This is a genomic window from Vibrio sp. CJQ_6 (assembly GCF_043106745.1).
GTDB lineage: Bacteria > Pseudomonadota > Gammaproteobacteria > Enterobacterales > Vibrionaceae > Vibrio > Vibrio furnissii.
In genome coordinates this window covers 711760-738224 of record NZ_JBICMV010000008.1, presented here as the reverse complement: position 1 = coordinate 738224, position 26465 = coordinate 711760, and the positions used below count along the sequence as shown (strand labels likewise).

Annotated in this window: 25 protein-coding genes; 10 read left to right on the top strand and 15 right to left on the bottom strand. The window is 51.5% G+C overall.

Going from position 1 to position 26465, the window contains the following annotated elements; translation table 11 throughout:
* Positions 1-87 precede the first annotated feature (87 nt).
* The 3 genes from ACF8PK_RS05595 to rsuA all read right to left on the bottom strand — a co-directional run bounded on the left by ACF8PK_RS05595 (position 88) and on the right by rsuA (position 2820).
* The gene (locus ACF8PK_RS05595; protein WP_014204968.1) at positions 88-747 is read right to left on the bottom strand and encodes a DUF2913 family protein; all 660 of its coding nucleotides are present in this window, start codon (positions 745-747) and stop codon (positions 88-90) included.
* Complete coding sequence (locus tag ACF8PK_RS05590; protein ID WP_004725604.1) at positions 747-1955, bottom strand: Bcr/CflA family multidrug efflux MFS transporter; 1209 nt, start codon at positions 1953-1955, stop codon at positions 747-749. The genes ACF8PK_RS05595 and ACF8PK_RS05590 overlap by 1 nt, the downstream gene beginning before the upstream one ends.
* Positions 1956-2118: 163 nt before the next feature.
* The gene (gene rsuA, locus ACF8PK_RS05585; protein ID WP_014204967.1) at positions 2119-2820 is read right to left on the bottom strand and encodes a 16S rRNA pseudouridine(516) synthase RsuA; all 702 of its coding nucleotides are present in this window, start codon (positions 2818-2820) and stop codon (positions 2119-2121) included.
* Positions 2821-2906: 86 nt separating this feature from the next.
* On the opposite strand from rsuA, the gene ACF8PK_RS05580 reads away from it, so the two are divergent.
* From ACF8PK_RS05580 to rplY, 5 genes are all read left to right on the top strand, one after another.
* Positions 2907-4643, top strand: a complete 1737-nt coding sequence (locus tag ACF8PK_RS05580) for a DEAD/DEAH box helicase (protein WP_055466234.1) — start codon at positions 2907-2909, stop codon at positions 4641-4643.
* 80 nt (positions 4644-4723) lie between these two features.
* A complete protein-coding gene (locus ACF8PK_RS05575) occupies positions 4724-5113 on the top strand; it encodes a PepSY domain-containing protein (protein WP_004725598.1) in 390 nt (129 codons plus the stop codon).
* Between the two features lie 9 nt (positions 5114-5122).
* On the top strand, positions 5123-5782 hold the full coding sequence (locus ACF8PK_RS05570; RefSeq protein WP_014204965.1) for a response regulator transcription factor: 660 nt from the start codon (positions 5123-5125) through the stop codon (positions 5780-5782).
* Positions 5772-7118, top strand: a complete 1347-nt coding sequence (locus ACF8PK_RS05565) for an ATP-binding protein (protein WP_392440451.1) — start codon at positions 5772-5774, stop codon at positions 7116-7118. Before ACF8PK_RS05570 ends, ACF8PK_RS05565 begins: the two co-directional genes overlap by 11 nt.
* Before the next feature lie 291 nt (positions 7119-7409).
* Positions 7410-7688, top strand: a complete 279-nt coding sequence (gene rplY, locus ACF8PK_RS05560) for a 50S ribosomal protein L25 (protein WP_004725590.1) — start codon at positions 7410-7412, stop codon at positions 7686-7688.
* 195 nt (positions 7689-7883) lie between these two features.
* Here rplY and ACF8PK_RS05555 read toward each other — a convergent pair whose 3' ends face one another.
* Positions 7884-8753, bottom strand: coding sequence for an AraC family transcriptional regulator (locus ACF8PK_RS05555; protein ID WP_055466232.1), 870 nt, complete (start codon positions 8751-8753; stop codon positions 7884-7886).
* A gap of 150 nt (positions 8754-8903) precedes the next feature.
* Between ACF8PK_RS05555 and ACF8PK_RS05550 the strand changes: the two genes are divergently transcribed.
* Complete coding sequence (locus ACF8PK_RS05550) at positions 8904-9104, top strand: hypothetical protein (protein ID WP_154181234.1); 201 nt, start codon at positions 8904-8906, stop codon at positions 9102-9104.
* 101 nt (positions 9105-9205) lie between these two features.
* Here the strand turns inward: ACF8PK_RS05550 and ACF8PK_RS05545 are convergent, their stop codons facing one another.
* From ACF8PK_RS05545 to mdcA, 8 genes are all read right to left on the bottom strand, one after another.
* Complete coding sequence (locus ACF8PK_RS05545; RefSeq protein ID WP_082469494.1) at positions 9206-10144, bottom strand: LysR family transcriptional regulator; 939 nt, start codon at positions 10142-10144, stop codon at positions 9206-9208.
* 40 nt (positions 10145-10184) lie between these two features.
* Positions 10185-11108 carry an ACP S-malonyltransferase gene (locus tag ACF8PK_RS05540; RefSeq protein WP_392440447.1) on the bottom strand — a complete coding sequence of 308 codons (924 nt, stop codon included), beginning with the start codon at positions 11106-11108 and terminating at the stop codon, positions 10185-10187.
* Between the two features lie 10 nt (positions 11109-11118).
* Positions 11119-11748: a malonate decarboxylase holo-ACP synthase gene (locus ACF8PK_RS05535; protein WP_392440445.1), complete on the bottom strand. Its 630-nt coding sequence runs from the start codon at positions 11746-11748 to the stop codon at positions 11119-11121.
* Positions 11749-11756: 8 nt separating this feature from the next.
* The gene (locus tag ACF8PK_RS05530; RefSeq protein ID WP_055466227.1) at positions 11757-12710 is read right to left on the bottom strand and encodes an AEC family transporter; all 954 of its coding nucleotides are present in this window, start codon (positions 12708-12710) and stop codon (positions 11757-11759) included.
* Between the two features lie 66 nt (positions 12711-12776).
* Positions 12777-13574 (bottom strand): biotin-independent malonate decarboxylase subunit gamma, encoded by a 798-nt coding sequence (mdcE, locus tag ACF8PK_RS05525; protein WP_392440443.1) that lies wholly within the window; start codon positions 13572-13574, stop codon positions 12777-12779.
* Positions 13567-14721, bottom strand: coding sequence for a biotin-independent malonate decarboxylase subunit beta (locus ACF8PK_RS05520; protein ID WP_392440442.1), 1155 nt, complete (start codon positions 14719-14721; stop codon positions 13567-13569). Before ACF8PK_RS05520 ends, mdcE begins: the two co-directional genes overlap by 8 nt.
* 16 nt (positions 14722-14737) lie before the next feature.
* On the bottom strand, positions 14738-15601 hold the full coding sequence (locus ACF8PK_RS05515; protein ID WP_392440440.1) for a triphosphoribosyl-dephospho-CoA synthase: 864 nt from the start codon (positions 15599-15601) through the stop codon (positions 14738-14740).
* 5 nt (positions 15602-15606) lie between these two features.
* Positions 15607-17262, bottom strand: a complete 1656-nt coding sequence (gene mdcA / locus ACF8PK_RS05510) for a malonate decarboxylase subunit alpha (protein ID WP_392440438.1) — start codon at positions 17260-17262, stop codon at positions 15607-15609.
* A 281-nt stretch (positions 17263-17543) separates the two neighbouring features.
* Here mdcA and ACF8PK_RS05505 point away from each other — a divergent pair, with 281 nt between their 5' ends.
* Positions 17544-18716 (top strand): methyltransferase domain-containing protein, encoded by a 1173-nt coding sequence (locus tag ACF8PK_RS05505; protein WP_392440436.1) that lies wholly within the window; start codon positions 17544-17546, stop codon positions 18714-18716.
* Between the two features lie 2 nt (positions 18717-18718).
* Positions 18719-19228: a GNAT family N-acetyltransferase gene (locus ACF8PK_RS05500; protein ID WP_014204960.1), complete on the top strand. Its 510-nt coding sequence runs from the start codon at positions 18719-18721 to the stop codon at positions 19226-19228.
* A 134-nt stretch (positions 19229-19362) separates the two neighbouring features.
* Here the strand turns inward: ACF8PK_RS05500 and ACF8PK_RS05495 are convergent, their stop codons facing one another.
* From ACF8PK_RS05495 to dcuC, 3 genes are read right to left on the bottom strand one after another with little or no spacing between them, the layout of a single operon-like run.
* A complete protein-coding gene (locus ACF8PK_RS05495) occupies positions 19363-21042 on the bottom strand; it encodes an NAD-dependent malic enzyme (RefSeq protein ID WP_392440433.1) in 1680 nt (559 codons plus the stop codon).
* Positions 21035-22399 carry an adenylosuccinate lyase family protein gene (locus ACF8PK_RS05490; protein WP_392440431.1) on the bottom strand — a complete coding sequence of 455 codons (1365 nt, stop codon included), beginning with the start codon at positions 22397-22399 and terminating at the stop codon, positions 21035-21037. The genes ACF8PK_RS05495 and ACF8PK_RS05490 overlap by 8 nt, the downstream gene beginning before the upstream one ends.
* 10 nt (positions 22400-22409) lie before the next feature.
* A complete protein-coding gene (gene dcuC, locus ACF8PK_RS05485) occupies positions 22410-23771 on the bottom strand; it encodes a C4-dicarboxylate transporter DcuC (protein ID WP_055466220.1) in 1362 nt (453 codons plus the stop codon).
* Positions 23772-24420: 649 nt separating this feature from the next.
* Here dcuC and ACF8PK_RS05480 point away from each other — a divergent pair.
* Together ACF8PK_RS05480 and ACF8PK_RS05475 are read left to right on the top strand one after the other, a co-directional pair.
* Positions 24421-25464 (top strand): porin, encoded by a 1044-nt coding sequence (locus ACF8PK_RS05480; RefSeq protein ID WP_208549905.1) that lies wholly within the window; start codon positions 24421-24423, stop codon positions 25462-25464.
* A gap of 9 nt (positions 25465-25473) precedes the next feature.
* Positions 25474-26253 carry a DUF4886 domain-containing protein gene (locus ACF8PK_RS05475; protein WP_392440428.1) on the top strand — a complete coding sequence of 260 codons (780 nt, stop codon included), beginning with the start codon at positions 25474-25476 and terminating at the stop codon, positions 26251-26253.
* The last annotated feature ends 212 nt before the right edge of the window (positions 26254-26465 follow it).

Sequence of the window (26465 nt, the reverse complement as noted above, 5' to 3'; positions counted from 1 at the left end):
TACCTGATGTTAGAGGAATGCCGCAAAGCGTTCCTTCAATCGACCCCGTTCATGTCAATCCGTGTCGAACATCAGCTTGTTTGGGCATCAGTCCGCTTTGAATGACAGCGGAATTTCCGCCACCTGCAGTCCCATATTGCCCGGGTAAACAAGGTATTCACCGTGATATTTCACGTTGGATTTATAATCGGTGCGCTTGTGCAGCATGAATCCGGCCGCTGCCGCTTTCTCAACAAACCCAGCATGATGACCACGGACAAACCAGCTCATTGGTTTGGTCAGCAGTTCCCCTTCAAAACAGGACTCACATTGTGCAGCGCACAGCGCCAGTGAGTTTTGTCCATCCGTGAAAATCTGCACTTTGCCACAGTTCACCAGCGGCTCAGAGGTCGAAACTTCCCAACCGTCCTGCTCCATCGTGTCGAGGAACTGCTCGATTTTCTTATCGGTGATGGTGTTGTCGCGTGCGTCATTAAAAAACGACGCGTAATATGCGGAAATACGTTTGAAGGTAAACAGCAATTCAGATTGATTGCCTTTAGAACGCCCTGCTTTCTGCCAGCGCGTGAGATCATCCACCACACAACGATGGAAACGTTGGCCTTTAAGTGCCTTGGTTACCCAATGCACCAAAAAATGATTATTGGCCACTGGTGCATTCACCAGCTTGCCTGAACGATGTTCAGCATCTAACTCTGCCAATGCCGTATTGACGACATTCTGAATTTCCAAGTAGTAATCTGCCACTACGCTTTTCTTCCTAAGATCCAATAAAAACTTGCTGATAATACCGAACATCCGGCCATCACGAAAACCATTGGCCACGTCACGTCACCGGGCATCGCGGCCACTAGCGCGCCCACCAGCGACCCCGTACCAAAGCGCAACGTTCCAGCCAAAGAGGATGCCGTTCCCGCCATGCGCGGGTAACCACTTAATAATAGCCCCATGGAGTTACTACCAATGGTAGAAATGGAGCCGACAAACAGCACCACAAACGGCACCGTGCCCCATAATCCTACGCCCATGAGCCAACCGACGAACAAGCCAATCCCCGCCAGCAACTGTACGAACAAACCAAAGCGCAGCATGGCATGTGAACCCACTTTCTTCACCACGCGGCCATTGAGGCTGGTCATCGCAATCATGGCGACAATGTTCAGGCCAAACAAGTAACCAAACTCATTCGGCGTGACGCCATAAATATCGATGTACACAAACGAACCGGCTGTTAAGAAGGCAAACATACCGGAGAACGAAAACGCACCAGCGAAAATCAGCCCCATCGCTTCGCTATTGCGACACAGTTGAACGTAGTTTTTGATGGTGCTTTTAAAATGCAGCGGCTGACGATTTTCGGCAGACAGCGTCTCCGGAATTTTCCAGAACACCATCGCGATCACCACCGCAGAAAAAATCGCCAACGCCCAGAAAATTGAACGCCAGCCAAACCAAACCGCTAAGTGCCCGCCGATCATCGGCGCCAACAGCGGTGCTAACGTCACCACCAGCGTCACAAACGACATCGCACGCGCAAAGTCTTCGCGGTCGAACATATCACGCACCACCGCCTGAATCACCACTGCCGCCGCCGCGCCAGCAAACCCTTGCGCTGCACGAATCATGGTTAACGCATCAATGCCATCGGTGGTCGCACTCACCATGGATGCGATGGCAAACAGAAGAATGCCGCACAGCATCACCGGACGACGGCCGTAACTATCGGCAAGGGGGCCATGCAAAAGTTGGCCGATAGCAAACCCGGCCGTATAGGCCGTTAACGTAATTTGAACCGCGCCGGCACTGGCACCGAGATCGCGAGCAATCGCCGGCATCGCGGGTAGATACATGTCGATCGCCAATGGGGTTAACGCGCCAATCGCGCCAAGCACCACAAACAACAGAAAACCGAGCTTCGAAGCATCATGCTGAGGGGAAGCAGTATTCGAGGTCATAAATCTCCACTTTGATAAAAATACGAAGTGCGACAACAAGGTGCCGCACTTCGATCATTGAGTAAACGCGTCACAGATTAGGGAAATACGCGTAAACTTCTAGTTCTTATTAGGAAACAAACTATTTCCTAATTTACCTTTTGTTTCCTGACAGAGTCATCAGTTACTTCCAAATGGACGCCACTTCCGCTTCCGTGAGGTAACGGTATTCGCCCGGTTCCAAGGACTCATCCAGCACGATCTCGCCCACGCGCTCGCGGTGCAGCGCTTCGACTTTGTTTCCGAGCGCCGCAAACATGCGTTTCACCTGATGGTACTTGCCTTCATGAATGGTCAGCAGCACTTCGTTTTCATCAGCGTTGACCAATTCCATGTGCGCAGGCAGCGTCAGTTCACGCTCGTTACGTAGCTCAATCCCATGAGCCAATTGCTCAGCGTAATCCGCTTGCACCGCATCGGCCAACCACACACGGTACGTTTTGTCGCACTTGTGCTTCGGCGACGTAATCCGGTGAGACCACTGGCCATCATCGGTGATCAGCACCAAGCCCGTGGTATCCACATCCAAACGACCCGCAAAATGCAGGCCGCGCATATTCACTTCATCGAGCAGAACAAATGCCGTTTGGTTAAAGCCATCTTCATGCGAGCAAACAAACCCTTCCGGCTTATACAACATAATGTAACGTGGCCCCGTCAGAGACAGTTGGCGCTCTTGCCATGCCACCACGGATGCTTCCGTCACTTGGACTGAACCGCTTTTTTGAACTTTACCATCAACGGTTACATCGCCACTTTTTAGAATCTGAGTGGCTTCTTTTCGTGTGCTGCCCAGCGCATCACACAAGAATTTATCTAAACGCATGAATACCTCATCTGCTTGAAGTCGGGTATTATAGCGGGCTGACACCAAATAGTTGAACTATTTCACCGATATTATCGCTGGCCCGCATGTACACACTTCGCCCCTATCAAACCGATTCCGTGAAAGCAGTGATCCACTACTTTCGTCAACACGCAACCCCCGCTGTGATTGTGCTACCAACCGGCGCTGGTAAAAGTTTGGTGATCGCCGAATTGGCGCGCTTAGCCAAAGGTCGCGTGTTGGTGTTGGCACACGTGAAAGAGTTGGTGGAACAAAACCACGCCAAGTACGAAGGCTATGGCCTCAAAGGCGCCATCTTCTCAGCAGGCCTTGGCCGCAAAGAGACCGATCAACAAGTGGTGTTTGCCTCAGTACAATCGGTGGTACGCAACCTCGACGCATTCAAAAACCAGTTTTCGCTGTTGGTGATCGACGAATGCCACCGCGTGCCAGACGAAAAAAGCAGCAGCTATCAAAAAGTTATCACCCACCTGCTGGAACTCAATGCGGGCATGAAAGTGTTGGGCCTGACCGCCACGCCGTATCGTTTGGGCATGGGTTGGATTTATCAGTACCACACGCGCGGTTTGGTGCGCAGCGAAGAACCACGTTTTTTCCGCGACTGCATTTTTGAATTGCCGATTCGTTATCTGTTGGATGAAGGATTTCTCACCCCAGCGCGGCTGATTGACGCGCCCGTACTGAGCTATGATTTCTCGCAGTTGAAACCTGCCAACACTGGGCGTTACAAAGAATCCGACTTGGATTTGGTGATCGAGCAGTCAAAACGCGCCACACCGCAAATTGTCGCGCAAATCATTCAACTCGCCGCCGACAAACAAGGCGTGATGGTCTTCGCCGCCACCGTGCGCCACGCGCAGGAAATTCTCAGCTTGCTGCCAGAGTCGGAATCCGACATTGTGATTGGCGATACGCCATCGCCCGAGCGTGATGCGATCATTCAACGCTTCAAGCAACGGGAGTTAAAGTTTCTCGTCAATGTGTCGGTGCTGACCACCGGTTTCGATGCGCCGCACGTGGATCTGATTGCCATTTTGCGCCCCACCGAATCGGTCAGCTTGTATCAACAAATCGTCGGGCGGGGTTTGCGCCTTTCGCCGGGGAAAACCGAATGTCTGGTGCTTGATTATGCGGGCAACACCTACGATTTATATCAGCCGGAAGTTGGCGATCCCAAACCCGATTCCGACAGTGAAATCATCACCATTCCCTGCCCGGCTTGCGGCTTTAACAACAACTTTTGGGGCAAACTCGACAGCAACGGTTTTTTGATTGAACACTACGGCCGCCGCTGCCAAGGGTATTTCACCGATGAAGAAACCGGTGAGCGCGAACACTGCGGCTATCGCTTTCGCGCCAAATACTGCGGCGAATGCGGTGCAGACAACGACATCGCAGCACGTATTTGCCACGAGTGCGATGCGACGTTGGTGGATCCCGACAAAAAACTCAAAGAAGCGCTGAATCTGAAAGATGCGTTGGTATTTGAGTGCCTTGAAATGGATTTGTCGGTGTTGAAAGACGACAAAGGCAAGTCCCAACTCAAAGTGACCTACCGCGGAGACAACAACGCGCAGGTGCATGAGTTTTGGTCGCTCACGACAGCCAAACAAAAAGCCACGTTCAAAGAGCGCTTTGTGCGTCCGCATTTGGCCGACAAACACCGCCCGTTCGAGGAAGCGTCGCCCAGCAAAGTGGTCAACAATCAACACCGCTTTCGCCCGCCCCAATTTGTGATTGCCCGTAAATCGGGCCGCTTCTGGAAAATGCGTGACAAAATCTTCGCAGATGAACTGAGTTAATCGCCGCAACACGGTTGATTCACTTTCTATTCATTTTCATTTTTATATACTGACGGCATGTGACTGAACAGGTAGCTAATATGTTGAATCGACACATGAAAGCGTTCGCATGCCTTGCTCTTTGCAGCAGCCTTTCTCTGCCAGCTTTCGCGGGCGACGATGTATCGCATGAATTTATCCAAGACGCCTACAAAGAAGGGGCGCGCGTCAAAATCGACGAAGACCAAGACGAAGTGTTTGAAGCCGTTCGCCAAGGCAAAATTCGCCCGTTTTCCGAGTTGTATGCCGCCATCGACCAACAGTTAAATGGACGCGTCATTAAGGTAGAACTGGATGAAGACGATGATGAATGGGTTTATGAACTGAAACTGGTTTATGACAATAAAGTGATTCGTGTGGAATACAACGCCGCCACCCTTGAGCTAATGTCTATTCGTGGACGTAACGTCCTCGACGTCATCAAAAAATAGAGTAACATCATGAAAATATTGGTAGTGGAAGACGACGCTCGCCTGGGTGAACAAATCATTGCATCGCTTGAACAGACCGGCTGGGTGCCCGAATTGTCGCAAGACGGCATTGATGCGCTTTACCGCGCCACGTCTGAAGAATGGGATGTGATTGTCCTCGACCTTGGCCTGCCCAAACTTGATGGGTTGACCGTTTTGAAAGGCATTCGTGATGAGAACATTAACACGCCGGTGGTCATTCTCAGCGCGCGCGATACCTTAACCCAGCGAGTGGAAGGGTTGAACGCAGGGGCCGACGATTACCTCACTAAACCATTTGAAATGGTGGAACTCATCGCGCGCATTCGTGCGCAACTACGTCGAGCATCAGGCAACGCCTCACCGGTAATGCAAATTGGCGATTTGAGCCTCGACACACGCAGCTCCAAAGTGATGTGGCGTGGACAAGCCATCAACCTCACCGCGTTGGAATACAAGGTGGTCGCCTACTTTATGCATAACCCCGAAAAGGTCATTTCTCGCACTGAGTTGGTGGAGCACATTTACAAGCAAGATTTTGATCGCGACTCCAACACCATTGAAGTGTTTATCGGCCGAATTCGCAAAAAGATCGCGCCGAACATCATCAAAACCGTGCGCGGTTTAGGGTATCAACTGCATGCCGAATAGAACGTCGCCGTTCAAGCGTCTCAGCCTCAAAAGCCGCTTATTGTTAGCGGCCACGTTGTGGCTGAGTGCGATGATCCTATCTGCCGGTTACATCATTCCCAGCTTGGTGAAAGACTATCTGGTGTCAGATGTCAAAAACCAGTTGCGTCTGTCGATGGACGAAATCACCGCCAACCTCGAAGCCAACAATCGCGGCAGTTTGAGCCTTGCGATTCGTTTGTCTGACCCTCGATTTTATCAACCCTACAGCGGCCTGTATTGGACCGCTAGTGTCGGCAGCCAAGAATTGCGCTCTCGCTCGTTATGGGATAAAGCGCTGACCAAGCACGACCATGGTTTGAAAACCACCTATCTGGGCGCAAAAGATGAACCGCTGGTCATTTTAACGCGCACGGTGTACTTGCCCGAGTTTTCCAACCCGATTTCGATTGTGATCGGTGTTGATGAAGCCCCCATTATGGCGACCCTAAACCAAGTTGTGAGCCAGTTATGGGTGATTTTGGGCATGCTGTTTATCGGTGTTTTGGTGTTAATTTCGGCGCAGATCTCTTGGTCGTTGTGGCCATTAGGTAAAATGCAAAAAGAACTGGTGGCGCTGCGTAAAGGGGAACAATCGGGGCTGGATGAAACCTATCCGAAAGAAATTTCACCATTGGTGAACGATCTCAACGCCCTGCTGTTTCATTATCAGGAGCTGCTTGAACGCGCTCGCAATCATGCAGGCAACCTCTCACACGCACTGAAAACGCCGCTGTCGGTGTTAAAGAACGAGGTGGCGTCATTGCCGCCAGAGCAACGCGACACCTTGCTACAGCCGATTACGCAGATTCAAAACCAGATTGATTACCACCTTGGCCGCACCCGCATGGCCGGTTCAGCGAATATTCTGGCGGTGAAAACTTGCCCCGGCGAGCGGGTCGATCGGATTGCCATGGCCTTCGATAAAGTCTACGCAGAACGAGAGATTGTGTTGGTCAACGAACTCGACTCTGACGTCGAAGTTGCCGTCGACGCCACTGACTTTGATGAAATGGCGGGGAACCTGTTGGAAAATAGCTATAAATGGGCGCATTCGCTGATTCGCGTGCATAGCCGCATCGTCGATAAAAAATGGGTTGAGATCTGTATCGAGGACGATGGCCCCGGCATTGACGACAGCAAACTTCATGACGCAGTCAAACGCGGCGTGCGCCTCGACGAAACACAGCCCGGCACCGGATTGGGCTTGAACATTGTGAGTGAAATGGCGCACAGCTATCAGGGCGCGCTCACTCTTTCACGCAGCAAGCTGGGCGGATTGTCCGCCGTTTTAAGGCTCAAACAACCGACTTTGTGACGCCCTTGCACCCCATATCCTCGTGATTGTTTGAGGCAACGGGCGCGGCGTGATTGTCGCCCCCAAAAGCCGTCTTGAAACAGAGCGAGGTGGTGAAAGCAGCAAACATTGGTTAAATCCACGCCCAACAGCGTGTTTGCCCATGTTTTTCTATTGCCGGAAGCGCATTTGAATGGTAGTATCCGCGCTCGTTTTGGTGCTAACGCTTTGTTGACATCGAAACTTTACCACGGTGACAAGGTCGCATTGTCGCTGTGACATGACTAATTTACTAATTTGAGAGTAAATACTATGAAATTTGAAGCAGTAGTACGTACTGAGCTAGGTAAAGGTGCGAGCCGCCGCCTACGTAACACTGGCAACTTCCCTGCTATCGTTTACGGTGGTGAAGCTGCGCCAGTATCAATCACTCTGAACCACGATGACATCGTGAACCAGATGGACAAACCTGAATTCTACGAAGCAATCGTTCTTGTGATCGATGGCGCTGAAGTTAAGGTTAAGCCACAAGACGTTCAACGTCACGCGTTCAAGCCAAAAGTTGAGCACATGGACTTCATCCGTATCTAATTCCCTACCAAGGAATTAGTTGGATTAAATCCAACCTTTTGCATATATAAGACAATCGGCCTTACCATCCGAGAATCTAGAAATTCGAAAGCCCGATGCTACCAACATCGGGCTTTCACCGTTTCTGGGCTCCCCAAATAGGCACGGCCCACCTCACCAATCCCATCGCTTTTCTCACTACCCTTTCTTTTTTCTCTAACGATAGCGCTTCATGGCCGACCGGTATTCACTGGGGCTGACGCGTTTATACGCTTTAAACTGGCGATTGAAATTGGCTTGGTTTGTATACCCCACCTTATCTCGAATCACATTCACCGGAACATCGGTATGAGCGAGCATGTCGCAGGCCACATTCAAACGAATCTTCTTGAGTCGCTGCGTGAAACTTTCATTGAAATGATCCGTAAATAAACGTCGTATGCTGCTTTCACTTAAAAACAGATGCTCAGCCAAATCATTGAGTGAAATATTTTCGCCAAAGTGCGCCATTAAATAGGTTTCGATTTTCTCAATGTTGCTGTTTGTTCGGCGTTGCGCTTTGCCTGAATGCGTCACCATGGGATTGATTAATCGAATCGTTTCCTCATCTTCCAACATCAAACACAACGTCTCAATCAGCCGTGCCAATTGTCGAGCGGGCGGCAGTTCCAGGACATCGGCCAATAAAGTACAAACCTGCTCCCCGGTTTGCGGCGAAAACTGTAAGCCTTGCTGGGCATTTGCCAATAACTCGTTCAGCGCTGACAACTCGGGGCATTGGGCGATCAACCCCTCCACCCATGATTTTTGAAACCAAATGACGTGAGTTTCACACAAATCATGAGCATCAATCAGTGCGTCGGCATAAATGGTGTGCGGCAATCCTGGGCCAATCAGCACCATGTGATTGTGGTCAACGTCACTGGCGTAGTTGCCGACAAAACATCGTCCGATGAAGTTGCGATGAATGGCAATTTCATACTCATGGTGACAATGCCACCCGTAGCTTTTACTCGCTTCACGGAGTTTTCGATAACGCCATGACACACCAATCCGCTGTGGAACGCGCTCTAACTTCCCCTTCATACATCACTCAAAAAGTATTGATTAACCCACAATGAAGCGGATGTTAGCAAAACATAAGCGAAAAGTATTGATCATCAGGCGAATGTAACTCCTGCACCGTTACATGGCACCATACAATGCACCTCTCACAAACAGGTCAGGAGGTATGCGATGCACGCACTATTACAACAACTGAAACAGATGCTGATGGACACCCGAAAGGAATGGCTCAATGAGATGGTCAGCAGATACCATTTACCCCAAGACGGACTGTGGAAATATTATGGTTATCAATCACCAGACGATCTGGCGCGAGATCTCAACGAGCAGGATGAGTTGCTTGAGCATGAACAGCGCCTATTCGACACCTAGTGTGCGTGAAGATGTGGGGAGAAATGGTAGAAGATGTGTGAACTGAATGGTGAACGTGCCGCTAAACATTAACAACTCGCCACCATTGAGAAAGCAAGTTGCTAATTTTGATGCGGTTGCCAGCGCAGGCTATACATCCGGCATTCGGCGATCAACGCACGAATGGCGGGGTTGTGCTCACTGGCTCGGTTCATCAACAAATAGATGCCGTGAGACTCAGCCATATCAGGCGCCAACGGGTAAAACTTCAAACCAATTTGCGTCGAAATATCAGCGAGCCGAGATGGTAACAACGCCGCATAATCACCAGAGCGCAGCGCAAAACTGAGCCCGAAGATGCTGGAGAATTCAGACTGCACCGTCACCTTCCCGCCCAACTTGTCAATGACCTTATCAAATGCTTCACGCAGACCAAACCCTTTGGTAAGCGTCATAAACGATTGCTGAAGCAGGTAGTCCGCTTGAATGGGAATTTGTGCGGGTTGCGGTTGTTCGCTGGTGGCTGCCACCGTGAAACTGATCTGATCATCAAACAGTTTCATCGCGGTGTAGCTGGCATTGTTTTCGAGGTGATGGTCGCCATAAATCATCAGCACATCCAGTTCGGAACGTTTCAGGCGGTCGACCAAGTCCGTGTTTGAGCCGGAATGGAACTCCAGTTGTACATCTGGTCGCCGCTCGCGATAAGCTTTGAGCAAATGCGGCACTAAATCCACGGTCAGCGAATTAACGGAACCCACTCGGATTTTCTTCGGCGTAATGCCGGCCGCAATTTGCGTGTTATCAATGGCGCGCGACAAGTCGCTCAGCGCCGACACACACTGCTGATACAGGATCTTGGCCGCATCCAACGGCACCAAGCTGCGACCACGTTTTTCAAACAGCACGCATCCTAAATCTTCCTCCAACGCGTGAATCGCACGGTACACAGACAACGTATTGATCTCCAAGGCTTCTGCGACTTGGTTCATGTTGGTCTGTTCCATGTAATGAATGAATATTTCCAGACGTTTGATGGTAGTTGGGATGCGTCTATTCATGCCTTCTCACAGATCGAAAGGGGGATTGATTGGCAACTATTTAGCCATATTTGCGCATCAGCGCAGCCAGATTATCAAGGCTTTCTGACTCAACAGCCACCGAAATAGTATCCAGCATGCTGGCCTTACACAAGCCTGTTAGCACGCTGCCGGGTTTCATTTCAATCGCCAAGGTCACGCCACGCTCTTTGAGCATCGCCACCGTTTCCCACCAATGCACTTGGCGCGCCATGTTGTGAGTCAGGTCGTCACGAATGCGCTCAAGCGGAACTAGCACGCGGGCGGCATTGGCACTCACATACGTGATTTTTGGCCGTTGGATGCTCACCTGATCAAACGCTTGAGCAAATTGCGCAGCTTGGTCTGCTAGCAGTTGGCAGTGTGATGGCACATTCACTTTGAGCAAACGAGCGCTGATTGCTTGCTTGGCCAGCGCCATCTCGCACACCGCTTGAAGTGAATCCACGCGACCGGAGATCACCACTTGAGATTCGGTGTTGATATTGGCGATATACACCACATGCCCCGCTGCCCTCGCCGCTTCCAGCAGTTGCTCTAACACCGGCAAAGGCAAGCCAATCACGGCTGCCATCGCGTACCCTTGCGGGTATGCGCGCGACATCAATTCACCGCGGCGAGACACCAAATCCAGCCCATGTTCATATGTGATGATACCCGCACTGATGGCGGCAGGAAATGCACCAATCGACAAGCCTAATACGTAATCAGGCTTGATCGCCATCGCGCGTAGAATTTCGGCATAAGCGTAACTACAAATGGTCAGCGCCACTTGCGTGTTTCGGTTATCCAGCAAAGCGGTTTCGTTGTCGAGTTCCAACACATTTTGGCCGAGATGGTCACTGGCACGAGTGAGCAGCGCTTGGCCGATGGGAAACGATTGAAGCTCGGTCAACATGCCGGCTTTTTGCGTACCTTGTCCTGGAAAAGTAAACAGTGTAGCCACGAGAAACTCCTTAATAGTGAGGTTGCCAGGGCGTGTGAGTGAGATACGGTCCTTGCTGGCTTTTAACCAAAACGCGGCCTTCCCCAACGACCCATTCGCTCATCGCAAAGGCGCCATACGGCGTTTCGATTTGAATATCGGGTCTTTGGTCTCGTTGGGCGAGTTGCAATGCAATGTCGCGACACGCATCTCGATTGAGTGGCGTGGCACTGACGACGCGTAAATCGATGTCGCTGTGGTGATTCGCGGTATTGATGCCAGTGGCTAACTCAAACCCCAAGCTACCGGTAATCCCCCACCTTAAATGCGCTTGCGCCATCACTTGAGCCACCTGGGAAAGCGTTGCCCAATGGGGTAAAGGATGAACAGCGTTGCGATCATGCCAGCGCTGCTGATTGACGATCTGTTCGGGTGTCAGCACACGCAGCACAGACGCTGCGTTCACATAACTGGCATGGCGCTGCGAACGGTTGCTGCCTCGCAATCCGACCGCGATGCGACCAACAGGTGTCGGTTCTCGTCTAACGACTACAGGACGCAGTTGGAGATCTTGACGATCAAACCACTCAGGCAATGTGCCATCATCGTCCAGATCGGTCACCCATAATAAATCGTGTGGTTGAAAGACGAGCGCCATCATGTCACCCCTTATAGCAGGAAGTACATAAACAGAGGCATTGTGATTGCAAACAGAATCGTCGACAGCAGCAAAGTGCCTTCTGAATCTTCGTCTTGCACGCCAAAGCCGTTGCCAAACATCACGCCAAAGAAACCGGTTGCCAGTGCGATAAGGAATACCGAAGCCGCAAGCAATGTCGCAGGCAGTCCCAATACGGATGCAATCACGAACGCAATCGCTGGCTGCACCAAGTTTTTCAGCACGAAACCGAAGATCACCGCGCCATTCACATTCAGTTTACGTGCAGACACAATCAGACCGGTCAGGAACAGTGCGCCGCCGCCCGCAGCAGTTGCCAGCGGTTTAAGTGCGTGCGTCAACAGTTCTGGCATGGTGGTGCCCAAGCAAGAGAAAATCGTACCCAGAATCGGCCAAAGCACGATTGGATTTTTCAGTGCTTTGATCAGTAATGGCACAATCAATGAACCCATCGAGGCTTTTCTGTATTCGGCCTTGGTCTCTTTTTCCAACACCATCAAAGTCAGTGGTGAAAGGAAGATGGAACCGCACGCAATCGAAATCGCCACGTTCAGCGCGATGTCACTGCCGCTCGCACCTGTGATGGTTTCACTCAGAATTGGCACACCCAGTGCGGCGTAGTTTGGCAGTGAAATGGTCAACGCATAAACCGCAGCTTGAGCCGGTGCTTTATTGAACCATTTGCGAGCCACATAATAAGTGAATGCCCACAGAATCCACATCGCCAGAACCAAAATCACGATCAAAGGCAGTTTTGCGATAAAGCCTGCCATCGGCGTATGCCAAGTTGCAGTGAAGAGAGCGGTTGGTAACGCAAAACGCATCACAAACACATTCAATACCGCGACATTTTTATTGTCCGCAATTTTGCGGTAGCCACAAAAATACCCCAAACCCAGCACAACAAAGATAGGGGCGATGGCGTTAAGTACAGCGTGAAACATAATTTTTTACCTTAAAGGGCAACGCAGCCCGGAATGAACCAACGGGCCACGCTGCGGTTTAAACGATTACCAGACTTTCGCCATTTGTTGACGAACGGCCAGTGACGCACTGCGGTTTTCGCTATGAAGACGACCTGAAAGATCCCGGTTGGTGTCTTTGACAATGTCATCCAGTGCGAGAGCAAGCATGCCTGCAATATCGTCAACGTCTTGCGCATTTGGCGCTTCGGCATTCTGGACAGCAACTTTCTTCCACAGCAAACCCAGCGTGCTGTAGTTTTGAATGTCATAGGCCATCGGCGGAATGGTTGCAGCCAGTTTTTCCAGTTCAGCAACCGAGCGCAAGGTGATACGCGCTGCCGACGCTTTGCCCATGGCGTGAACCATGCAGCCTTCATCATCCAAAGCAATCAGTCGGTTCGCTTGGTAACCGTGCGCCAAGAAGCCACCAGACATCGCTTTGCCCACGATAAGGCCAATCACTGGGTGACCCGCACGACGCGCTGTCGCGTAAGCATTTGCCGCAGCAGCCAACGCTTGGTGAATACCATACGCTTCTTCACGACGACCGTACGCTTGAGAAGGTACATCGATCACAGCCACGATCGCGGTTTTGTTCACGCTGTGTTTGTCTTGGTCAACCACGTCGCGGATCGCTTTCGCTAAGTTCCACCCTTCCAACAAGCCCACTTCACCGTGACGTGCGCGAGGGAATGCGTTGTGTTCATCCGTTACCACCGCGATATAACGTGCGCGTTGGTCACCGATAGTATCATCAACCACTTGGACTGATGGCGTGTAACCGTCGGCAACGTTGCCATTGGCGGTTAAGGCATGAAGCCAAGTCAGACCACGATTACTCATTGGATTCTCCTTTGGCAAAGTAGTGACGAACCAGTTCTGGCGTCGCTTGTTCTGCTTTATTCATCTCGGCAAAGACCGATAGGAAACGGTCAACGTGTTCACAGCGCGCACTTTCAGGCAGCGGCTGATTAATGATGTGCATCACTTCACTACGAATTTGCTGCGCATCATCGTCGGCAAACACATCTGCAAACGCCGTTGCAAAACGTGCTTCACCACCGGTCATCGACCAAATGAACGGACGGTTACGAGAGTCGTACTCATCAATGCCCGCTTCTTGTTCGATCACTTGAGGACCATTTAGCCCCACACGCGCTTCTTTGGTCACAATCAATTTGCTGCACAAACCCGCTGCAATCGACATCCCTCCGAAGCACCCCACAGTACCGGCAACCACACAAGTCACAGGCACGTATTCACGCAGAGCAATAATGCCGGAATGGATATCCGCAATCGCAGCCAAACCAAGGTTCGCTTCTTGCAAGCGCACACCACCCGTTTCCAGCAGCAGAACCACTTGGGTTGGGTTACCCGCTTGCGCATCCGCTAAAGCCAGCTCCAGCGCAGCCGCCATTTTGGCACCGGATATTTCACCAATCGCACCGCCTTGGAATGTGCCATCAATGCCAATCACGACACTAGGTTTGCCATCGATGGTGCCTTTTGCCACCACGCAACCATCGTCTGTTTGTGGCACGATGCCTTGCGGCACAAGCCATGGCGAGAATGAGTGGTATTCATTACCCAAAACTTCACGAAATGAACCTTGCTCGAGGATGAATTTCGCACGGTCGCGAGCACCCATTTCAATAAATGAGATGGTGCCTAGGGGCGTTGCCACCGGGGCTGACGCATCTGCAGTGATTTGTTCTAACGCTTGAATCAAGCGCAAGCCAATCACACCGGGCGTGGCACCAAAGTCATTGATGGTGACTTTCATGGCCGCTTTTTGCGCGTCCAGTTGACGGTCAAAAATCGCTTGCCATAGCGGTTGACGGTTATCGACGGACGTCATCACATCGATATCAATTTGAGTATTGTCGGTAGGTTCAAGCAAGATCTCTAGATCGCCTGAACCGACGTTACCTACACGGACCATCTTACGAATCGATGGTTGTCCCTGATAGGAAAAATGCAGTTGTTCCATAAGTGGAACCTCCCAATTATTTGGATAATTCTGAGTGTTCAACCCAGTCAACAAACAGAGTGGCTGCCAACAAGTCTGCAGCACCGCCCGGAGATGCGTTTAACGCAATCATCTCGTGGTCTAATTGCTCCAACATGGCGTAGCCTTCGCGAGTGCTCACGCCGCCTGCACTCAAAATGGCGCGACTGCGGCTTTGCAGCAGGTGTTGCCCTGCGAGCCCCGCTCGACTCAACACACAGGTGTCAGTCAAATGCGCGGTCAACGCCAGCAGCGCGTTGAGCCTGGCTTCTGTTTCTGAATGGCCCAGTAAACGACTAAGACGCAAAGTAGGCAGAGCATGGTCAGTGATGGCCGGGAAGCCGAGCTGAGCTTGTTGTTTAGCCCCATTCACCTGATAGTGATTGCTGGCGCGCTTCCCTTTACTGAACGTCGTGGGGACGTGTCGGTCTTCCAAGCTGGCAATTTCACCAGCGAGGGCGCACAACTGTTCAGCCGTGCGAGGCTTTGATGACGAAACCCGCGCTGCGGTACTGAGTAAACCCAATGCCCAAATTGCGCCGCGGTGTGTGTTCACGCCGCCGGTTTCAGCCATCATCGCGACTTCTGCGTCACGTCCGAGCGCGCCAATTTTTTCACGCAACCAAACCGACACGGGTTGTTGTTCCGCTGCCGCGGCCATTTGTGAAAAATAAGGCCCCAGACAAATCGCAGAACGCACCATCAGATCAACGGTCAGGTCGGTATGCGCCCCCGTATTGCGGGCATCCACCAAACCCGGTTTGGGTGTCAGTGTCACTTCAGCAATCAGTGCTTGCTGGGCAAGCGTGCCGATCACATCACACATCGGATTGGATGAGATGGTTCTCTGACGACTTTGCATCGTGATCACCAGCTACGGTATTTGGCTGGTGGCTGGTACAAGCCGTCAGACCATTTCACAAGGTCAGACACGCTTTTCGCCGCCAAAAGTGATCGGTTTGCATCGCTGCGTTTGATGCCAAGATCTTCCGGTGTGACCACTTTGCCCGCATCGCGTAACGCTTTCACACGTTCCGCTGTGACTCGTTGACCAAATTCAGAGACACCAGCCACGGCTGCGATCATTGCTTTGCGCTCTTCTAAATCTTTGGCCATGTAGAGATAAGCGATGCCTTCTTCAGTCAGCAAGTGGGTCACGTCGTCACTGTAAATCATGATTGGCGCAACAGGCATACCCGCTTTCTTCGCCACATCCACAGCATCTAGACGATCAACAAAAGTCGATTTCGAACCGTCTTGGAATGTTTCTACAGCTTGCACCACCAGCTTGCGGCCTTTTACCACGTCATGCTGTTTTTCTTCTTCGGTGATCATGTTGAGCCATGCGTCCGTCGCGTGACGGCGACCGCGTGGGTCATGTCCCATGTTTGGCGCACCACCGAAACCAGCTAAGCGACCATGCGTGACAGTTGAAGAGTTACCTTCTGGGTCCATTTGCAGCGTTGAACCGATGAACATGTCCGCGGCATATTGACCCGCGAGTTGAGACATGGTGCGGTTTGAACGCATCGAACCGTCTGGGCCGGTGAAAAATACGTCTGAACGAGCACGAGCGTACTCTTCCATCCCCAGTTCGCCACCAAACGAGTGCACGGTTTCTACCCAGCCAGATTCAATCGCTGGAATCAGCGTTGGGTGTGGGTTGAGGATCCAGTGTTTGCAGATTTTGCCTTTCAGGCCAAGCTGTTCACCGTAGGTTGGCAACAGTAACTCAATGGCGGCGGTGTTAAACCCGATGCCGTGGTTGAGGGTTTGCACACCGTGTTTGGCGTAGATGCCTTTAATCGCCATCATTGCCATCAGGATGTGTGTGTCTTTAATCAGACGCGGATCACGAGTAAACAGAGGCTCAATATAGAAAGGCTTGTCGGCTTGAACAATGAAATCAACCCAGTCTCCTGGAATATCCACGCGATCCAAGTCATCGGTGTTTTCAACAATTTCATTAACTTGTGCAATCACTAAGCCGTCTTTAAATGCTGGCGCTTCTACCAGTCCGGGGGTGTCTTCTGTTGATGCACCAGTGTAAAGGTTACCTTTGCGGTCGGCTTTGTAGCCACACACCAATGCTACATTGGGGATCAAATCGGCATACAAGCGCGCGTACAGTTCAATGTAAGTGTGAATCGCACCGATTTCTAACAGGCCATCCTCCAGCATTTGTGCAACACGCACGCTTTGTGGACCGGCGAAGGCAAAGTCTAACTTCGTGGCGATGCCTTTTTCGAAAATATTCATATGAGAGGGCAAGCTGACACTTGGCATGATCATATGAAGATGATTAATTTTGTCTGGATTGACTTGTTCAAGAACACGGGCCAAGAAGTCCGCTTGCTTTTGGTTATTGCCTTCGAGAACAACGCGATCGTTTGGTTTAATGAGCAGTTCCAGTGCTTCAACCATGTTGTCAGTTGGCAGCACTTTCCCATCAGCCAAGGACGCTACCGCTTCAAGACGCGCTAGCTTCTCTGCTCTCTTGGTTGTCCATTGTTTGGTAGACATTAAGACACCTTCTTGTTGAGATATGAATACACGTTACCGAGCAAACAACCGCTTCGCGTTGAACCTCAGTAACTCTGTGAACCCATCATACAAGTCTGACCGAATCGAAAAATCTGCACGAATGAACGCTCTATATACAAAAAGTGATAATGTTTTGATGTCGAGAAAGCACAACACGTGACGCGCTCATTTTCTTTTCACTTTTTGTTGAAAAGTAGGTTGACCTGTCTAAAGCTTCATAGTTTATCGTTCACTTCATCAACGCAGAGGATCCCAAGTTCATGTATCAAATTTCAGAGTTAGCGCAGCACGTCGGCTTGAGCCGTTCCACGTTACTCTATTACGAGAAACTGGGATTAATTACTGGCCGGCGACAAAGCAATGGTTACCGAATCTATTCGGAGCACGATCGACAACGCATCAAACTGTTGCAGCAGTTGCAGGCCGGTGGGCTTTCGCTCAAAGAGTGTCAAGCATGTTTAGAAGGCAACATCGATAAACCAACGCTAGAAGCAAGGCTTGCGATCCTCGATGCGGCGATCACCGAAAAGCAGTCCGCAAGAGATCTTCTCGCCGCCTTACTTGGCAAGAGTTCAATGCGGCCATGGCATCAAAGCGTTGAACAAAGTGCGCCAGCGGCGCATTTAGAGTGGCTCATGAAACAAGGATTTAGCGAAAAAAATGCCTTGAGATTGAAATGGTTGTCCAAAGACATGAATGAACACGAACAGTACATGATTGATTTTGAGTCGATTTTCCAAGGCCTCGACAGGCTGGGTCCCGGCGATGACGCTGACAGTTTACGCGCTTTGCAAGCACTGCCCCGTCATGACGGCAACTTATTGGAGATTGGCTGCGGTAAAGGGCCCACCACGCGCTTACTGGCACAGCACACCGCTTTCGACATTACGGCACTGGATAACGATGAATACAGCCTCAGTTGTTTGAAAGAAACCGTAGCAGGCCATCCATGGGGCCATCGAATCGAAACTTGCTGCGCCAGTATGACCGACATGCCCTTTGCTTCGGCACAATTTGATGCGCTTTGGGCAGAAGGCAGTGCGTACATCATGGGGGTTCCGCATGCTCTGAAAGCTTGGAAACGCTTTCTAAAGCCTGAAGGCTACTTGGTTCTCAGTGATTTAGTGTGGCTGACCCACACGCCTGATGCCCAAGCCGAGCAGTTTTGGCAGGTTAATTATCCGGGGATGGTCACCGAGAACCAGCGGCTTAAAGAGGCAAAAGCGGCGGGTTACGAGGTGGTGGAAAGCTTTCCTCAAAGCGCGCAGGCATGGCGCAACTACTTGGAGCCGCTCAACGCAAAACTGGCGCAACTCAGCGAGGCAACGTTGACCTCTCAAGCACTCAACGATTTACGCCAAGAGCTGCACATTCACCAACACTATTTAGGCCAATATGGCTACCACATTTGGGTATTAAAAAATAAAGGTTAATCATGAACATCAGACCAGAAACACCTGCTGACATCACCTCGATTGAACAGGTCACTTATCGCGCATTTGAAAACCACCCGCACCACGAACCGGGCGCGAAACCGACGGAACATCGCATCGTCGCGACACTGCGTGAGGCAGGCGCGCTGTCGCTGTCGCTTATCTGCGAAGACGACACTGGCATCATTGGGCACATCGCGTTCTCTCCGATTCACATTGATGGTGCCGCATGTGATTGGTACGGATTAGGCCCGGTCTCGGTGGTGCCAGAACGACAAGGGGAAGGCATCGGTGGCGCGCTGATTCGTGAATCACTGTCCGTGTTGAAAGCCCAAGGCGCTCAGGGTGTCGTATTGCTTGGCGAACCGCAGTACTACCAACGCTTTGGTTTTCAATCTCAGCCCAACCTGACCTACCCTGGCGTGCCTGCGGAATACTTTATGGCGCTGTCGCTGGCAGACGCCATACCCAGTGGTGAGGTAACTTATCACGCCGCATTCTTTACACATTAATCGTTCGCTGTAAGCGTCAACGAAGGCATGTAATCAGGCCGCTCAGTGAACCACGGAGCGGCCTGTTTCAGAGCATGTACAAAATTTCAGGGCATCTAACAAATGTCAGGACATACCCCACATATCAAACTCGGTTACGACGCTACGCGGCGGTACTCACTGTATTGTGCCTGCCAAAACGCCTCATCAATGCGTTCCAACAATCGCTCTTCCGTTCTGTCGGGTGCTTTGCCCTGCGCCACCGCTTGTTTCGCGACCGCCAGTGCAATGTGGCGCGACACCGCTTGAATGTCGCTCAATGGTGGCAGCAATCGGTCTCCCCCCGAGCGCATCGGCGACATCGACGCCAGCGCGATGCTGGCTTGTTGAAGCATCTCATTGGTGACGCGATTGGCGTTGGCACTGATGACCCCAAGCCCCACACCGGGAAAGATGTAGCTGTTATTACACTGCACAATCGGATAGCGCTGGCCGTCATACACCACATCATCAAACGGACTGCCGGTGGCTATGATCGCCTTGCCTTGTGTCCAAGTGACAATATCGGCGGGTGTGGCTTCCACCCGGCTGGTGGGATTAGACAGCGGCATCACTACCGGACGCTCACACCCGTGCGCCATGGCTTCAATCACCGTTTGGCTAAACAAGCCGGGCACGCCCGTCACGCCAATCAGCACATTCGGTTTCGCTTGCTGCACCACGTCCAGTAAGCTGATCGCTTGGTGGTCATCCAGCTGCCACTGCGCTCTCAACGAAGAAGGCTGCGCCAAATTTTTCTGAAACGGCAGTAAGCTGGTCATACTTTGCTCCAGCAGTCCCCAGCGATCCACCATATAAATCTGGCTGCGCGCCTGCGCTTCAGGCACCCCTTCCGACACCATTTGTGCGATCACCGCTTCGGCAATCCCGCACCCCGCAGAGCCCGCACCAGCAAACACGATACGCTGCTTGGAGAGTGGCGTCCCCGTCACATGCGCCGCCGACAACAAGGTGCCCACCGTCACCGACGCCGTGCCTTGAATGTCATCGTTAAAACAGCAGCACTGATCGTGATAACGGTTCAGCAGTGGCATCGCATTGGTTTGCGCAAAATCTTCAAACTGGATCAGTGCATCCGGCCAACGTTGGCGAATGGCGTTCAGACAATCGTCGACAAACTCATCATACAGCTCACCCGTCACGCGTGGATGACGCCACCCCATGTACATCGGATCAGACAGCAGCGCTGAGTTGTTGGTGCCAACATCCAAGACAATCGGCAAAGTGTGCTCTGGGTTGATCCCGCCACACGCGGTATACAACGCCAACTTGCCAATGGGAATGCCCATCCCGCCAATGCCCTGATCGCCTAAACCGAGAATGCGTTCACCGTCAGTAACCACGATCACCTTCACCTCGGTGTTGGGCGCATTATTGAGCAGCTCGTCCAAATTATCGCGATCGGCGAGACTCAAAAACAAACCGCGATTGCGACGATAGATCTGCGAGAATTTCTGACACGCATCCCCCACCGTCGGCGTGTAAATGATTGGCATCATCTCTTCAATGTGCTGATTGAGCAGCCGGTAGTAGAGCGTTTCGTTGGTGTCTTGAATGTTGCGCAGATAAATGTGTTGATCCATGGGCGACGCAAATACCGAAAACTGGTCGTACGCACGACTAGCCTGATCGTCGATGGATTCAATATTGGCTGGCAACAACCCCATCAAATTAAAGCTTTTGCGCTCTTCCAGAGTGAACGCGCTGCCCTTGTTCAGCAGCGGCGTATTCAACAACGTGTTGCCCGCTTGGCGAATGAACATCTTCTTAGCCATGCGTGACCTCCTCGCGATACAGCGCAATCGCTTCGTCGATGAGTGCGTCGTTGCATCCCAAATAATGCTTAGGTTCGCACGCGTCCTCAATCTCCTGCGCCGACAAAATCGCCGCCACGCCTTGGTCTTGTTTTAATACGGGCACCAAGTCGCCTGATGCCGGGGCATTGGCAAGCGCCGCTTTCACTTTGGCGTAGCCTTCTCCGCGCCCCACTTTTTCTGCCGCTTTCATCATCACCGCCTCCGACATAATGAAACTGCGCGATGCAGAAAAATTCGCTCGCATCTTGGGCGCATCCACAATGAGGTTGGCGATCAGGCGTTCGGCACGTTCAAGGGACGTGGCGACCGCCAACGACGCTTCAGGCACCAAGCTCCAGTTCAACACGCGCATCGAAGCAGAACGCACATCGTGCTGGTCCATCAAGTTTGGCGCGCCGCTGGCATACATCCACCCCATGCGTGACAGCGTTTGAATCATGTTCGCCGCCCGCGGGTTGGCTTTGTGCGGCATGGTGCTAGAGCCACCGCCCGCTTCGCCTTCACGCACTTCACCCAACGAAGCGCGCCCCATGGTTTCGGTATCGTTGGCGATGCGGCATAACGTGCCATGAATGAGGGCGAAAAACTGAATCAACTCGGCAATGTGATCCAAACTGGCGTTGTTGAACCCTTTCGGCTCTTGCAGCGCGAGCCGATGAAACAGACGCTCACGAACCACCAACCCTTGTTCACCAATCGACGACAAATTCCCCACCGCGCCGCCATACATGCCGACGGTCACACGCGGATACAGCGCATCCAAACGCGCCACATGACGCGTGATTTCTTGCAGGTAACCGCTGACGTGCAGCCCCCACGTGGTGGGCAAGGCATCCATCGCATTGGTGCGAGCGACCATCACGGTGTGTTTGTGATCCAATGCCATCTGCGCCAATTGGTCGCCCAGCGAAATCAACTGGCCGCGCACAATATCGAGTGTCTGCTTCACGCGCATCGCTAGGCTGGTATCAAGCAGATCCTGCGTGGTGCATCCCCAATGGAGATATTTCTTCACCGCGTCATCGCCCCGATCGGCCAATTGTTCCACCAGCGGTTTGATCGCCATGCCGACGATTTGTGTGTCTTGCGCCAAACGGGGCCAATCGATGTTCTCCACTTGGCACACCTGTTCAATGGCCGCCACCGCAGAGTGTGGAATGATCCCCAGTTCCGCCTGTACGTTGGCAATCGCAACTTCAAACGTTAACCACGTGCGAATTAAGTTTTCATCAGACCACACCTGCTTCATTTCTGCCTGCGTAAACAGCGGTGAATAAAGCATGGAGTCGAAAACGGAAGTATTTGAACCTTGCATATCAACTGTCCTACGCGCCGATGAATGTGATGAGAAGTACTGTGGCTAAGCCGCCCAGCATAGGAATGGTGGTGCGTTTCACCAACTCAATCGGCGGAATACCGGCCACGCCTGCACACGCAATCACCACCCCGGCCACTGGCGAGAATGAGCGGAAAATCCCCGCAGAAAGCTGCATTGGCATCGCAATCGCCGCAGTGGCAACACCCACGTTGGCCGCGACGTCTGGTGCGAGGTTGGAGAAGCTAAAGAACGCAGCGTTGCCCGAACCCGACATCAGCGCGGTCACGCCAATAATCGCCACCAGCATCACCACCATCATGGTGTAACCAAAGCCCAAATGATCAGCCACGCCGAGCATGCCGGAGATAAAGCCAATCGCGCCCAAGCCCACTACAAAGGTTTGCGCCGCAATGATCAGCGACACCACGCTGGCAAACACATCGCCCATCCCTTGCAAATAGACTTTGAGTGACGCTGCCACCGCCTTGGCATTTTTCGAATACAGGTAATCACACAACATGGCCACCGCGAGGCTGAAGAACATCGCGGTCACCACGTCGATTTTGATCGATGTGATGGCAAATTTACTAAAGGTCAGCAACAGCACCAACGGCAATACAGGCAAAATAGCAAACCACAATGGTGCGTCGCGCGAGGTGTCTTCTTTAGCTTGAAGTTCATAAGAAACACCATTGACTTCATCACGCTTATCAAACCATTTCTGACAAACAAAATGCAGCAGTGCAATCACCAGCGCCGAACAAATCCCAACGAACAGTTGGTGCTCCACAAAGTACGAGGCCGCATCAATGCCAATCACTTCCGCCGCTTTGTTCGATGCACCAGATGCGGGGCCTAAATCGAGACATGCCGTGGTCGCAAGCACCGCCGCAACAGAGGCAGGCGTGCAACCAATGCCAACCAACACGGGATAAAGCGCGACCAAAAGGAGCATCGCCAAACCGACCGCGCTGGGGATAAACACGTTCAAGAACTGGCCGAGAATGTAGGCTAACGCGAGAATGATGTAAGGGTTGTGAATCGCCGACAGCGGTTTGGTCGCGACTTTAACCAGTGCGTTTGCCGCACCGATATGCCCCATGTATTTGGAGAAGCCACCCACGGCCATGATGATCAACCCCAATTTCGCCAACGTTGACGATGAGATGCTTTTAATCACAAGGAAGAAATCGACGACCGTGGCACCGGATGTGCTGACGCCTTTCGGCAAAAATTCAGCGCCACCAGCAAGAACGCCGACCAGCATCATCAAGATACCCGAACCAAACAAGATGGCTTGTGTGTTGTATTTTTTTACGATTAGAAAACCTGCCCCAAATACAATTGGCAGAGCGAGCAGAGCGACCATAAGTTTCACCTTTTTTATAGTATTACGTCGCTTACATCTTGTTCCGCCCATGACCTAGACAATATGGGAATTAATTATTCTCTAAAAAAAGTGTGAAGCGATGGGTATATCATCGCCTCACGAGCCCATCAATTTTTTATTTACCCAAAATCCTGCGTTTATTTTGAATCAAGAGGTTCATGTATCACATACGATAGCGACATCGATCACACACCAAAGGAAAAAATCAGTGCTCCATCAGGCATTGAGGCTCGAAAAACAGGGGCAATGGGAATCGTTCTTTCCCAGTCCCACCGTCTAAAACAACATACAAAACATTGAAAAATAAACAATATAAAAACCACCCAATTCGAACCCAAGCCGTACTCATGGCGGGAAATGACATTTCTCATCGCAGCGAAAAACAGGGGCTGTTCGCCGCCAAATATTTATGTGGGTCACATTATTAAACTTCTATTTCTCATTCATGTTGGCATTTATTCTCAACACTCATTTAAAAATATCGCCTGCAATAAATTAACCCATCAAATCCAATTCAATTTTCGACCTTCATCAATATTTCGTTAGGGAAGATTTAATTCCCTTATTCATTCATGACGCGCGTTATTACGATGCATTTGTTTCTTATAACAAGCATGGAATACGCATAATGATAAAAAATAAACATCTATTGACTCTGCTACCTACCCTCTGCATCGCTTCGTTTGTTCAGGCACAAACCGTCTATGACGATGAAACCAATAAGCTGGATATTTATGGTCGACTCGAAGGTCAGGTGGCCAAAGGTGACGCGAGCTTCGCCGGTGAAAACGACTGGTTGGGGCGCATGAATGGCCGCTTGGGCTTCAACATGAGTCGTGAACTGGATGCGATCGACAACAGCCGCGTGGTCGGCAAAATTGAATGGCAAATTCGCACTGAAGTGAACGATTCACGCTTGGATGAAGGCGACGATCTGGAAGCGCGATACAGCTATTTAGGGATCGAACACGATGATTGGGGCATGGTGATCTTTGGCCGGACGAAGAACCCGCTCTATCAAGTCATGAAAATGACCGACAAATATAAGAACTACACGCCGGGCATTTATAACTTCGGCGTCTCGTCTATCGACACATCTTATAAATACAATCGCCAAGATGCCACGCTGCAATATAACGCTGAGTTTGGCATGCATGAAATTCAAGCCGCTTATGTGATGGGCAATGGTGAGAATGATCGCCTCGACCACGCCATGATGGCCAGTTATCGCCTCAACTATAAAGGCGACGGCTTTAAACTGTCACCCGCCATTGCGGTGAGCCAATTTAAGCGCCATGACGACAATACCGACACCAAACGCAAACAGCACGACCAAATCATGGCCGGGGTTGAGTTGTCACTCAAAGGGTTCGCATTCGGTGTCACTGCCGACTACGTCAAAATCGATCTCGACAGCGGCGACGAAGACAAATACTTCGGCATGGACACCATCGCGTCCTATCAATGGAAACGCTTCAAAGTGCTGGCTGGTTACAGCTTCCTCGATCAAAAAGATGAAGCCATTTACGAGAAAGAAGATTGGCGCGTGGAAGGCCAATGGACGTTATCTCGCGGAACGTACTTGTCGCTCACCTACGCACGTGAACTCGCGGCGAAGAACGAAGACAGCGATGACGATGCAATCACCCTCGGCCTACGTTACGACTTCTAAGGAGTACACATGAACCCTCTCATTCAAACGTCGCTGCTCGCAGCCTCGCTGGCACTGGGCAGCCTCGCCGCCCACGCCGATACGTTAATCGCACCGTCACCCACCGCCAAAATGGATGGCGACAACAAGGTGGTGGCGATGTATGGCAACTCCTACACCCATTACAACAACAACTTAAATACCCGTTTGCGCGATTTAACCCGTTCATTACTGCCCAATCAGGCCGAAGGATACAGCTACCGCGGCATCACCATTTCCAGTGGTCAGCTCGGGTGGCATGAACCCAATCTGCGGTTCCAAAACGGCTTAAAATCGTGGGATGTTGTGGTGTTCCAAGGCAACTCCATGGAACCCATTTCGAAGAAGAAATCATCACGAGACAACTTCGAACAGGCAGCCAAATCGATGGCCAAGATCGCGCATGATGCCGGGTCTAAAGTGGTGTACTTCATGACATGGGCGCAAAAAGCACGTCCGGAGCAAACCGCAGCGCTGTCTAAAGCGTACAAAAAAGTCGCCAAAGAGACCGGTGGGTACGTGGCGCCGGTGGGGTTGGCATTTCAACGCAGTTTGAAACAGCACCCAGACATCAACCTCTACCACAGCGACGGAAAACACCCATCTCTGGAAGGCACTTATCTTACGGCATGTGTGTTCTTCGCCACACTCTATAACCAGTCGCCTGTCGGCGGCGCGCTGCCAGTGGATTCGAACATGACCCCAGCAACCGCTCAGCAGTTGCAAACCGTGGCGTGGGAAACGGTGCAGGCGTTTCACGCGGATCACTAACGCAACCGGCGGCAATGGTTTCGTCTAATCAATGGCGTCATCTGGTTAATGGTTTCGTCTAACCCATAGCGCCGCCCAAATGGTCTTCTTGTGTCCCACCACACCAGAAGACCATTTGTTTTAGGGCGATCACCTTTCGGGTAAGCAAACACAACACAGAGCACACGCTGTGTTAATCTGCGGCGACATGAGGCAAGCGGTGACTGAGTTTT